This is a genomic window from Flavobacterium sp. GT3P67 (genome assembly GCF_004349155.1).
GTDB lineage: Bacteria > Bacteroidota > Bacteroidia > Flavobacteriales > Flavobacteriaceae > Flavobacterium > Flavobacterium ranwuense.
Window position 1 is genome coordinate 44,226 of sequence record NZ_SMLF01000012.1, and the last position, 12,462, is coordinate 56,687.

Here is a 12,462-nt window from a genome sequence, read left to right on the forward strand (position 1 = left end):
TGCTATAAAATGAACATCAAATATAAGTATTAACTATCAATTACTATTAATAGTTATTATTATAATTTGTAAGTTTGCGTTGTTGAAAAAATCATTAGTATTATGAACATAACCGAAAAAAAATATAAAAAACTCTCCATTCAAGTTTCCTTGACAGGACTTTCTTTTTGTTGTTTTGATACGCTAAATAATACGGTAACTTCATTTAACGAAGTGCATTTTGATACCTTTCATAAAGCCACAAAAATTGAAGATTTGTTTGCAGATGCTTTTAAAGATCATCCAGAATTAAAGGATTCTTATGATGAAATTCTGGTGATTCACAACAACAACCTTTCTACTTTTGTTCCGGAACCGTTATTTGATGAGAATTTTTTAGGGAGTTATCTGCAATACAATACCAAGGTTTTTGAAACTGATTTTTTTGCTTTTGATGAAATTCCAAATTATCAAATGAATGCGGTGTATATTCCGTATGTGAATATCAATAATTTTTTCATTGATCAATTTGGTGCTTTCGATTACAAACATGCCAACAGTATTTTGGTCTCCAAATTATTGGTTGCTTCCAAAAATAAGGATGAGAAAAAAATGTTTGTACATATTAATTCTGGTCATTTTGAAATCATTGTGGTTCAGAACCAAAAATTACTGCTTTTCAATTCATTCGATTACAATACGCCCGAAGATTTCTTGTATTACATCTTATTCACGGCCGAACAATTGAATTTAAATCCCGAAAACTTCCCATTGGAATTAATCGGAAATATTGATACCGAAAGTGATTATTTCAAAATCGCTTACAAATACATTCGCAACGTTTCCCTGATTGATGTGGAAGATTTGCGATGGAACAATTATTTTTCTGAGGCCGAAAACAGAAATCATTTTATACTTTTCAACTCATGAGAATCATTTCAGGAAAATACAAAGGAAGACGCATTTTTCCACCAAAAGGTTTACCCGTTCGTCCCACTACCGATATGTCTAAAGAAGCATTATTCAATGTTTTGAACAACCATTTCAGTTTTGAAGGACTTAAAATATTAGATTTATTCGCAGGAACCGGAAATATCAGTTACGAATTTGCCTCAAGAGGAAGCACTCCGATTACTTCTGTTGATGGTGATTTTGGTTGCGTAAAATTCATCAAACAAGTTGCAACTGAATATGATTTTAATATTGCTGCCACTAAAAGTGATGTTTTCACCTATTTAGAAAGATGTAAAACCTCGTACGATATCATTTTTGCAGATCCGCCTTATGCATTGGATCAAAAAACTTTTGAAAAAATTATCTTGTTAGTTTTCGAAAAAGAATTGCTCAATGAAGATGGAATGATGGTAATCGAGCATTCGAAATATACTAAACTGGATCACATGATTCACTTTTCATTCCAGAAAAGTTATGGAGGTTCTATTTTTAGTTTCTTCGAAATAGTTTCTGGTGATAAAGAGGAAGATTCTGAAAATGAATCAGACCAAAACGATGGCGAAGAAGAATAATCTCGATAGTATATAAAACAGAAAAGCTCTTGTAATTACAAGAGCTTTTCTGTTCTATATAAAGTAACTATTTGCCAATTACCCATCCCAAAGTAAAGTTTAAAACAGGCACTAAACCACTGTCATTTTTTTTAAAATTATAACCAACCCCCATATTCAAGTCAAGATTAAAATTCCCTTTGTAAGTTCTTTGAAAACCCCAAACCGGTGCTACAGTAATCGACGAATTTTTGGGTAAAAAGTTATCATTCGTTGAAATTGATCTGAAATTATAAAAAGCGGACATAGCAACAAATCCTCCTGAATTATGGGAAGTAACTTTTCCTTTTTCTGCTCTTTTCTCTAAATTATAATAATGGCGAAACTGTTCATTAATATAAGGATAAAAGGTCCAGGTCTTACCAAAACTATTCGATGTATATCCGTAACCTGAACTCAATTCTGAGTAAAGCGTGTTTTTATCACTTAGACCATGTTCGTAAACAAATCCAGGAAGTAATACATTAATCTTAAATTGACTTTTTTCTACGGCTGGTTTTTCTTGTGCGTTAGAATGTGAAATTGTCATTAAAATAAAAACAGCTACAATAGCTGCTTTACCATTTTTAAATACCGATAATTGCATGTATAATCATTATTAAGTTCTCGATACATCATATGATTTATATCGCGAGCAAACATAATAAAAAAATTTTAGTTTGTCAGAATTTTATTTTAATAATAAGCTCAATCTCTCGTTAACTTCTCCAATATCATTTGATAAATAGGTGTAGCAACTCCAAATTTTGCTGCTTGATCCACAACATATTTTGTTAAGGAAACAACTTCGGTATTTCTTCCTGCCAACAAATCTCTGTGCATTGATGAAGTGGCGTCTTGAGGTGATTTTTCCAATTTGACAATCGTTTGATCAACAATGTCATTGGGCAACGCTAACCCTTTTGCGGAAGCGACACCAGTAATCTCGTTTAACAGTGAAATATAAATTGCTTTATTTTCAGGGTTATTCAAAATTTCCCCAATGTTTTGGTTCAAATACGAAGTAGCCGAAGCCAAAGCTGAAATAAAAATGAACTTTTCCCAAACTGTTTCTTCAATATTTTCTACAAGATAACTTTCGATACTTGCCTTTTCGAAAATGGATTGTAATTCCTTTAATTTAGAAACTGGAGCATTTTTAGAACCAAAGAATAGTTTTTCGTAAGGACCTATTTTTTTGATAATTCCCGGCGATTCAATCATAGAAACAATATAAACGCAACCTTGCAAAACAGTATTTTCAGGAAATACTATTTGGATGCGTTCCGTGGCATCGACACCATTATATAAAGGCAGGATTATGGTTTTTGGCGTAATGCATTTTTTTATGGATTCGAAACTGCTTTCAATATCATAGGTTTTAGTAGCGCAAATAAGGTAATCGAGTTTCCCAATTTCGTTTGGATCATTCGAAACCAAATTTGGAAAAACAGTCATTTTGCTTTCATCCAAAATAATTTTCAATCCGTTTTGAGCAATTATTTTTTGAGTTTCGCCACGAGCAATAAATATGATTTCAACTGTATCTGATTCCAAATAAGCTTTGGCTAATAACCCTCCGAAATAACCACCTACTCCACCCAATCCTAAAATCCCAATTCTTGTTTTCATATTATAAGTAAGTTCCGTTCCTAGTAAGAGACAAAGATAATTAATCAAAGTTGTCACAAAGACACAAAATCTCAAAGAAAATGAGTTATTGACAAATAATTTTTAAAGTGTAAAATGAATAAAACGAAGTGCCTCGTGGAAAAAAAATAAAAAATGCAGACCTATAAGCCGGATTCTGTCTCCGATAAATCGGAGCCTTATCATTTATCTAGACTTATAATTACTCATAAGCTCAAGCTATCTACCCTTCAACAACGGACGAGAAGCCCTTAAATGCTGATATACTTGATATTTCACCGCATAGAGTTTACCTGGTTTCACTACAGCATTACCTGTACATACTTTCTGTTGCACTTGTCCTAATCCAATTACTTGAACCGACGGGGGTTACCCGCTATGCTTCCCTTTGGTGTCCGGACTTTCCTCCTTCTTGATTGCTCAAAACGGCGATAAGGCGGTCTGCGGTGCGAAATTACAACATTTTTTGATGTATCTCAATTTTAGATTATTTACTTTAACACCCATTTCACAACGACTTAATAATAAATTAGTTATCTTTATAAATAACAATTAATCTTCCATTAATCATGAAACCAACCTACCATTATACCACAGTTTTAGAAGCCTTAGAAGATCTAAAAGAAAAAGGTTTTACCTATGATTTTAATATTCATCAAGATGATATTAAGGCAAATCCGCATAAATATGAAGTAAAACACGTGTATCGCTACGAAGGGGATACTGATCCTGGAGAGGAATCGGTGGTATATGGCATCAGCTCTGATTCAGGCGAAAAAGGAGTTTTTGTAGCTGGTTTTTCGGCAAATTCAGATAATGATGCCGCTCTTGTTTTGGAAAAATTATGCATAGAAAGTAGCGGGCAATGCAAACTCTAGTTACCGTATTGTCCTCTTATTTTAAACAACAACTTCCTTTTAAGGTTTCCTAAAAAATTAACTATTTAAGTTCTATGCTGTTATCCGAAATAATAATAGAACGAATCAAAAAAGAAGGACCAATCTCTTTTCGGGATTTTATGGAAATGGCATTGTATTATCCAGAATTGGGATATTATAATTCTATACAGGACAAGATAGGATCAAATGGTGATTTTTACACCAGCCCTTATATTTCTGCCGACTTTGGAGCCATGATAGGCCGTCAAATCGAAGAAATGTGGGAAATTTTAGAAAAAAAACCTTTTACGATTGTTGAATATGGCGCCGGAACCGGTTTATTATGTCATGATATTTTAGATTATCTCAAGAATAATCCCCCTTTGTATGATAGTTTAATCTATTGTATCATCGAAAAAAGTGTCAGCATGCGTGAAATTGAAAAAAAACATTTGCATGAAAAAGTAAGTTGGCACAATTCAATCCAAGATATCCCTGAAATTAACGGCTGTATTTTATCGAATGAACTGGTTGATAATTTTGCGGTGCATCAGGTAATTATGGAAGAACAACTTCAGGAAGTCTTTGTAGACTATAAAGAGGATTTCATAGAAATTTTGAAACCTGCAAAAAAAGAACTCACCCAATATTTCGAAACATTAAATGTACAACTGCCAAAAGGATTTCGCACGGAAATCAATTTGGAAGCGGTATCTTGGATAAAAGAAGTTTCACAATCCTTACACAAAGGGTATGTAATTACCATAGATTACGGTTCTGTATCGGCTGAATTATACCACAACCACAGGAGTTGCGGTACATTATTGTGTTATCACAAGCATCACAAAAACGACAATCCTTATCAATTTATTGGACAACAAGACATTACATCTCATACCAATTTCTCTGCTATATTGCATTGGGGCACGCAAAACGGACTAGATTATTGCGGTATCGTGGATCAAGCACAATTTTTATTAACGCTTGGTATTAAAGAATATCAAAATATTGCTTTAATTAAAAATAAGGATAATTTGCAATTGGCAGCCCATGAAGCATTAATGAATTACATACTATTGTTTGATATGGGAACGAAATTCAAAGTATTAATACAACAAAAAGGAGTCCCAGAATATCCATTATCCGGTTTGAAATTTTTAAATTCTTCAAGAACCGTTTTTAGTTAAAAAAACTATTCCATCAGATTTAGAAATACTTTATTTTTTTGAAATTGCAATTTAATTAGTAGCTATTTCCAGCTATCCATTGCAATCTTTTCTTGTTTTAAAGAAAAACAAGAAAAGGATTTTCATTACTATCTGGGCTAGAAATTTGAGAACAAAAAACCATTTGAAAAATTATAAAATCTTTCAATACTTAAATTTTTCCATCTTTAAATTAAAACCTATATTTGCTTTCGAATAAAAATTCTATGGAACAATTTGTTGTATCGGCCCGTAAATATCGTCCTCAAACATTTAAAGATGTTGTAGGTCAAAAAGCCATTACCAATACTTTATTGAATGCCATAGAAAGCAATCACTTGGCTTCTGCCCTATTATTCACAGGACCTCGTGGCGTTGGAAAAACAACTTGTGCCCGTATTTTGGCTCGAAAAATAAATCAGCCGGGATATGATGATCCAAATGAAGATTTTGCCTTTAATGTTTTCGAATTAGATGCTGCTTCTAACAACTCCGTTGATGACATCAGGAATTTAATTGACCAAGTCCGTATTCCACCACAAACGGGACAGTACAAAGTGTATATTATTGATGAGGTTCACATGTTGTCTTCGGCAGCTTTTAATGCTTTCTTGAAAACATTGGAAGAACCGCCAAAACACGCCATTTTTATATTGGCAACGACCGAAAAACATAAAATTATTCCAACGATACTTTCTCGTTGTCAAATATTTGATTTCAAAAGAATCACTGTAAAAGATGCTAAAGAACATCTTGCCGAAGTGGCCACCAGTCAAGGTGTTAATTTTGAAGATGACGCTTTGCATATTATTGCCCAAAAAGCAGATGGTGCCATGCGTGATGCTTTGTCCATTTTTGACCGAGTGGTTTCTTTTTGTGGAAAAGATTTAACACGTCAGGCCGTTACGGAAAACTTGAATGTGTTGGATTACGAAACCTATATCAACATCACCGATTTGATTTTGGAAAACAAAATTCCAGATTTATTAATCGCTTTCAACGATATTCTAGCCAAAGGTTTTGATGCCCATCATTTTGTATCCGGATTGGCTTCCCATTTTAGAGATTTATTGGTTTCGAAAACACCTGCTACTTTATCGTTATTAGAAGTTGGGGAACAAGCACAACAAATGTATGGCGTGCAAGCGCAAAAATGCAGCCAAGAATTTCTTTTAAAAGGAATTGAAATTGCAAATGACTGTGATTTGAAATACAAACTGAGTCAAAATCAACGACTTCTTGTTGAACTTTGTTTGATGCAACTTGCCTCTATCACTTTTGATGGAGAAAAAAAAAAGTTGACCAATTTATAATTCCTCCTACGTATTTTAGAAAAAACGATTACTCTATTTTAGAAAGCCCAAAAGCTAAGATAGAAAACATTGTAGCAAAAGCTCAAGAAAAAGAACCGGAAGCTTTTGTTATTGCCCCTGCAATTCCTGTTCCAACTTCTACAGTAAAAATCGATATTCCACAATCTAATGAACCAAAGGTTTCTGCATTTTCATTATCAAGTATCCGTGCCAAAAAAGCATTAGAAGAAAGTACTAGAGGGATTGTAAAAGAAGTGGCACACTTGCCAACAGAATCTTTTACCGAAACGGAAATGTTATTGCATTGGAATAAATATGCACAACGTTTAGGGGATAAAGGCTATAAAATTATGGAGTCGTTATTACTTATTAACGATCCTAAACTAAATGGAACTTCCATCACAATTGAATTGCCAAATGAAGGTTCTAAATTAGATTTTGAAAAAGAATTGAATGGGCTTTTGGGACATTTAAAAGGCCATTTACACAATCATGATATCACAATAGAAGTTATTGTGAATGAAAGTATTGAAACCAAAAGAAGCTTTAACGACCAAGACCGATACAATAGACTTCATGAAATAAATCCAAATATTGAACTGTTACGAACAACATTTGGATTAGATTTAGATGCTTAAAAAAGATTTTAGATCTTACCGTAATACATGGCTTTTACAATACCATCTGAAAGTCCTATTTTAGGAACATATATATGTCTGGCACCACTCCATTTCATTGCGTTCAGATAAATTCTTGTCGCAGGAATAATTACATCGGCACGATCCGGATTCAATCCTAATTCTGAAATCCTTTGTTCGTACGAAAGTGAATTTAGGAAAGCATATTGGGAATTCATATAAATATAGGACAATGGCTTTTCCTGTATCTTTCCGGACATCTTGAATAACTTATTAATATTTCCGCCAGAACCTATTAAAGTGACTTCATCGTATTCTTCCGTATTTATTTTAATCCATTTTTCAATTTCATCCCATACAATATCGTGTACCATTTCATTAAGCAATCGCACCGTTCCTGCTTTGAAGGATCTCGAGTTTATCATTTTACCATTGGAAAATAATGTAAACTCCGTACTTCCACCGCCAACATCCACAAAAAGATAGGTCTCATCAGTTTTTAATAAATGATGCAAATCAGTAGAAGCAATTATAGCGGCTTCTTTTTTTCCATCAATAATTTCTATTTTTATATCCGCTTTTTTCTTTATTAGAGCAACAACTTCTTTACCATTGTAGGCTTCTCGCATGGCGGAAGTTGCAAAAGCCATATAGCGTTCCACTTTATGTACCTTCATCAAAAGATTAAAAGCTTTCATAGCATCGCACATTCTCTCTAAGTTCTCTTCTGAAATTTCACCTACAGTAAAGGCATCCTGACCAAGACGAATTGGAACACGCACTAATGAACTTTTATTAAACTGCGGCTCTTTTCCTTCTTGCTCTACAATATTTACAATCAATAAACGCATGGCATTAGAACCAATATCGATTGCTGCATATTTTTTTATTTTAATCATTTTGAATTTGATTCGTTTATTCTTTTAGCAATTAATTGGTCTATTTATTAATTCTAAAATTAAAATTATTGAAAATATTAAACTAAACTTGAACAAATAATTACACTATTTCTTCCGTTTTTGACTCTAATTCAACTTTGCTTTGATAGTATTTATAGGTTTCTAATTGTGCCCTAAAAACAGGATTATGATTTCGAATTCTATATTTATTATCTAATTTATAAGAATGAAAACGGGCTTTTACATTTCCTTTCCAACCAATATCAAAGTTGTCAATTAACTCATTTTTTATTTCTTGATCGTATATTGGACAGGTAACTTCAACGCGACCATCCAGGTTTCTGGTCATAAAATCAGCTGATGAAATATAGACTTCCGTTTGTCCTGCATTTCCAAAAATATAAATCCTGGAATGCTCTAAATAATTATCTACTATACTTATAGCTTCGATATTATCGCTCATTCCAGAAATTCCTGGTATCAAGGAACAAATTCCTCTAACTTCGAGTTGAATTTTCACTCCTGCTCTACTGGCTTCATACAATTTATCTATCATTTCAAAATCAGATAAACTATTCATTTTTAGCTTTATATGCGTTTTTCTCCCCGCTAATGCATGTGTAATCTCTCTATCAATTAATTTTATAAATCGGCTTCTGGTGTAATGCGGTGAAACGATAAGATGTTTGTAGCGATGCACTCTATAATTGATATCAAAAAACTCAAATATTCGCATGATATCTTTCAGAATTTGTTGATGACTCGTAAAAAGAGTTACGTCAGTGTACACTTTTGCTGTGGATTCATTGAAATTCCCTGTCGAGATAAAGCCGTATCGCTTTATTTTATTATTCTCATTTCTTTCAATAACACATATTTTACTGTGTACTTTTAGTCCTTTTATTCCAAAAATTAGTTCAATACCTTCCGTTTGCATTTGCTCTGCATATGAAATGTTGGAAGCTTCATCAAAACGAGCTTGCAATTCGATTTGAACGGTTACTTTTTTTCCGTTTTTGGCCGCATTTATCAGTGAACTAATAATTTGAGAATTTTTGGCTAATCGATATAAAGTAATTTTAATCGAAGTTACTTTTGGATCTAATGCAGCTTCACGCAAAAACTTAGTGAGATATGAAAAGGATTGATAAGGAGCATTTAGTAAATAATCTCTTTCACTTATTTTTTCTAACATACTTCCTTCAAGGCTTAATCCTGGAATTGGTAAAGGATCATTCGTTTTGTATAATAAATCAAATCGACCCAGATTTGGAAAATTCATGTAATCTCTTCTGTTGTGGTATCTTCCACCAGGAATAATGCTATCAGTAGAAACAATTTTCATTTTATCAAGAAAAAATTGCAGGGTATCTTCTTCTATTAATTGGTCATAAATAAAGCGAACTGGCTCACCTATCCTACGATCTTTAACACTCAATGATATTTTTTCAATCATACTTTTACTCAAATCACTATCGATATCTAATTGAGCATCTCTGGTAATTTTTATCATGTGTGCAGAAACACTTTTGTAGTCAAAAATATTGAAAATACTGCTCAAATTATGTCTAATAACATCATCCAAAAGTATGATATACTGTTTTTCATTATTTGATGGTAAAACAACAAAACGGTTGATTGTTTTTGGAATTTCAATAACGGCATAACGAACTTCTGAATTTTGATTCATAACCAGTTTAATGGCTAAATATCCAGAAGTGTCTTTCAACACAGGGAATTCTAATAAATCATTCAAAATGATCGTTACTAATTCAGGGCTTAATTTTTGAATAAAAAAGTCTTTCAAAAAAATTTCCTGCTCAATTGTAATATCATTTTCAGTGATAATAAATATATTTTTAGCCTCTAGTTCCGTTTCAATAATATTTAATATCCGTAAACTTTCAGATTGTTGCTGGATTACAATTTCAGTAATATCCTTTACTAATTGCTGCGCAGAAATACCTCCAAGATACTTTTCTCCGGTTATCCCTGTCAGACTTAATCGTCTAATAGCTGCAAAACGAACTCTAAAAAACTCATCTAAATTATTTGAAAAAATACCTAAAAATCGCAGTCTGTCTAATAATGGAACTGAATTGTCACCAGCCTCTTGAAGTACTCTGGCATTGAAAGCTAACCAACTTTTTTCTCTATCAATATATTTATATTCTAATACTTTATTCATCTTAAATCTTTGGGAAATATTATTTTTTTTATTTTACCTTTTTTAATTTTTTTCCAATCATCGGTATCAAATTTCAAGGATACAAAACCACTTGTAGGAATATTATCAATATAATCATCTCCAAATTTATTAACAAAATTTGTAATTGCACCATTATGTCCGAAAACAATAACACTTTCGAAAAGATTACTGCATGATTTAACAATTTCCTCCAGTTTCTTTTCATCAAAAGTATAAAGGTCGTCTTTGTAAATGATACTTTCTATAGGGTAGGCTAAATTTTGAGCAAAAATTAACGCAGTGTTCGTAGCTCTTTTTGCAGAACTAGCCCAAATAATATACGTTTTGGGAATAAAATCTTTTGCATGAGTAGAAACAAGATGAGCATCTTTCATTCCTTGACAAGTCAAACCACGATCTTTATCATGCATTGGAACTTCCCAACTTGATTTTGCATGCCGAACTAATATTAGGTTTTTCATACTAGCAATATTTATTTATCAATGGCATTATAGCAATTTATTTGAGCTTACAAATTACAAAATAAATTTTAAATGCAATTGCTTATTCAAATTCAAATAATGAAAATAGCATTTGATTTATAAATATTTTTTTGTTAAAGCTAAAAAACACTAGCTTTAATTAAACTCAATAATAAAGGATTATTCATACATAAAAAAGTATAAAACACTTGTAATCTAATATTTAAACATTTTTACATGTTTTTTACTTGTTAATAAAAATAAAAAATATTGATTTGAAATGTTAAAATTTTAGTTAAAAAAATGACACTAAAATTGATTAAGGTCAAAAATTATCTTAAAAAAGTCAGATAAACACTTTTTTTTAATTTTTCATTAACAGAAAATGTCGTTTCAACGAGTATTTAGGTTATTGATAGAAAAAAAAATTAAAATTAAATCATTCTAGTTAGTTTAGCGTATCATATTCATATAAAGCATCTAAAAAGCAATCTAAATTTATATAACTATTTTGTTTTTGCCCCAAATAAATTAAAATAAGAAATCATGAAAAAAATTACTTTTATTCGATTTTTAGCTTTTTTAATATTGTTATTTTCTACAACAATTGGTTATTCACAAGATACTAATATTACATTCGATAATACAAGTGCCTCATTAACAACAACTCCAGCTTGTACATTTTCGGGATGTAATGCTGGGGATGTATCTTTTGGAGATATTTATTTAGGTGATCATTTAGGGAATTTGGCTACTTTGGCTTATGTTGCAAATCCTGTAAATGGATTGTACATTTGGGTTAAAATTGCATCTAATAGTTCCAAACATGATTTGTTATTTCAATTTGATTATCTAGTTGGTGGAATTCGAAAAAATTTCAATAACACTAATTTTGTTGGTGCAACAACAGATAGGTTAACAATTAAAGTTAGAGGAAGTATAATTACAGGCGGTTCTAAATACAGAATGGCTCAAATTACCAACTATGCCGCAGGTCAATCCCTTGAATTAAAAAATATTTATTTAGGATGGTCAACATCTGGACAGGCTATTAAATCTAATCAAAATATTTCTGCGATTACTTGTGATCCTCCAAAATGCAGTAATGCTTATTCAAGTGGGATAATTATAAAAACGCCTCTGTTCGCTGATTTTTCTATTAGTAAAAATTGTGATGGAGGTACTTTTCAAAAGGTGGTTTATACCAGTACTTCAACAGGGGTTGAAGCAAACACCAATTATAGCTGGTCATTTCCTGGAGCTGCAACGGTTTCACCAACTAATTTAACAACAATAGGACCGTATACTGTGACTTATTCTTCGGCTGGTCCACATAGCGCTAGTTTAACGGTGTCACATCCAACAAATGAGGTAATTCCCAATACTAAAACAATTAATAATATAACCTTACAATCGTGTTGTACAATAGCTATTAATTCAATAGTAAAAACTAATGTGCAATGTAATGGAAATTCTGATGGTACAGTAACAGCAACTAAAACAGGAGGAGTTGGAACAATAACTTATGATTTGTTGTTTTCAGCAACTTCTGGAGGATCTTTTAATGCAACTGGTTTGCCGACAAATGGTGATTCAAATGGAACTTACACGGGGTTAAGTGTAGGGTTTTATAAAGTAGTTGTATCTGAAGCTAACGGATGTAGCAATACAAGTTCTGAAGTTCAA

12 protein-coding genes, 1 other RNA gene and 1 pseudogene are annotated in these 12,462 nt (G+C 32.1%); 7 read left to right on the forward strand and 7 right to left on the reverse strand.

Features of this window, described 5'->3' with window-relative positions:
• Positions 1-102: 102 nt before the first annotated feature.
• The gene (locus E0H99_RS16095; protein ID WP_131997971.1) at positions 103-909 is read left to right on the forward strand and encodes a DUF3822 family protein; all 807 of its coding nucleotides are present in this window, start codon (positions 103-105) and stop codon (positions 907-909) included.
• A complete protein-coding gene (locus E0H99_RS16100; RefSeq protein ID WP_131997974.1) occupies positions 906-1,505 on the forward strand; it encodes an RsmD family RNA methyltransferase in 600 nt (199 codons plus the stop codon). The genes E0H99_RS16095 and E0H99_RS16100 overlap by 4 nt, the downstream gene beginning before the upstream one ends.
• A gap of 67 nt (positions 1,506-1,572) precedes the next feature.
• Here E0H99_RS16100 and E0H99_RS16105 read toward each other — a convergent pair whose 3' ends face one another.
• From E0H99_RS16105 to rnpB, 3 genes are all read right to left on the reverse strand, one after another.
• Positions 1,573-2,130, reverse strand: a complete 558-nt coding sequence (locus tag E0H99_RS16105; protein WP_131997977.1) for a hypothetical protein — start codon at positions 2,128-2,130, stop codon at positions 1,573-1,575.
• A gap of 101 nt (positions 2,131-2,231) precedes the next feature.
• Positions 2,232-3,155, reverse strand: a complete 924-nt coding sequence (locus tag E0H99_RS16110; protein WP_131997980.1) for a ketopantoate reductase family protein — start codon at positions 3,153-3,155, stop codon at positions 2,232-2,234.
• Positions 3,156-3,303: 148 nt separating this feature from the next.
• Positions 3,304-3,621, reverse strand: an RNA gene (gene rnpB, locus E0H99_RS16115) — RNase P RNA component class A.
• A 121-nt stretch (positions 3,622-3,742) separates the two neighbouring features.
• On the opposite strand from rnpB, the gene E0H99_RS16120 reads away from it, so the two are divergent.
• From E0H99_RS16120 to dnaX, 3 genes are all read left to right on the forward strand, one after another.
• A complete protein-coding gene (locus E0H99_RS16120; protein ID WP_131997983.1) occupies positions 3,743-4,051 on the forward strand; it encodes a hypothetical protein in 309 nt (102 codons plus the stop codon).
• Between the two features lie 74 nt (positions 4,052-4,125).
• Positions 4,126-5,238 (forward strand): class I SAM-dependent methyltransferase, encoded by a 1,113-nt coding sequence (locus E0H99_RS16125; RefSeq protein ID WP_131997986.1) that lies wholly within the window; start codon positions 4,126-4,128, stop codon positions 5,236-5,238.
• Between the two features lie 245 nt (positions 5,239-5,483).
• Positions 5,484-6,569: a DNA polymerase III subunit gamma/tau gene (dnaX, locus tag E0H99_RS16130; RefSeq protein WP_131997989.1), complete on the forward strand. Its 1,086-nt coding sequence runs from the start codon at positions 5,484-5,486 to the stop codon at positions 6,567-6,569.
• 82 nt (positions 6,570-6,651) lie between these two features.
• Here dnaX and E0H99_RS17585 read toward each other — a convergent pair whose 3' ends face one another.
• Positions 6,652-6,783, reverse strand: a complete 132-nt coding sequence (locus E0H99_RS17585) for a hypothetical protein (RefSeq protein WP_262708585.1) — start codon at positions 6,781-6,783, stop codon at positions 6,652-6,654.
• 40 nt (positions 6,784-6,823) lie between these two features.
• On the opposite strand from E0H99_RS17585, the gene E0H99_RS16135 reads away from it, so the two are divergent.
• Positions 6,824-7,207 carry a DNA polymerase III gene (locus E0H99_RS16135; protein ID WP_235832136.1) on the forward strand — a complete coding sequence of 128 codons (384 nt, stop codon included), beginning with the start codon at positions 6,824-6,826 and terminating at the stop codon, positions 7,205-7,207.
• Positions 7,208-7,215: 8 nt separating this feature from the next.
• Here the strand turns inward: E0H99_RS16135 and E0H99_RS16140 are convergent, their stop codons facing one another.
• The 3 genes from E0H99_RS16140 to E0H99_RS16150 all read right to left on the reverse strand — a co-directional run bounded on the left by E0H99_RS16140 (position 7,216) and on the right by E0H99_RS16150 (position 10,776).
• On the reverse strand, positions 7,216-8,106 hold the full coding sequence (locus E0H99_RS16140) for a Ppx/GppA phosphatase family protein (protein ID WP_131997992.1): 891 nt from the start codon (positions 8,104-8,106) through the stop codon (positions 7,216-7,218).
• 100 nt (positions 8,107-8,206) lie between these two features.
• Complete coding sequence (gene ppk1, locus E0H99_RS16145; RefSeq protein WP_131997995.1) at positions 8,207-10,294, reverse strand: polyphosphate kinase 1; 2,088 nt, start codon at positions 10,292-10,294, stop codon at positions 8,207-8,209.
• The gene (locus tag E0H99_RS16150) at positions 10,291-10,776 is read right to left on the reverse strand and encodes a SixA phosphatase family protein (protein ID WP_131997998.1); all 486 of its coding nucleotides are present in this window, start codon (positions 10,774-10,776) and stop codon (positions 10,291-10,293) included. Before E0H99_RS16150 ends, ppk1 begins: the two co-directional genes overlap by 4 nt.
• Positions 10,777-11,322: 546 nt before the next feature.
• Here E0H99_RS16150 and E0H99_RS16155 point away from each other — a divergent pair.
• A pseudogene (locus E0H99_RS16155) lies at positions 11,323-12,462 on the forward strand (hypothetical protein); the annotation flags it as partial.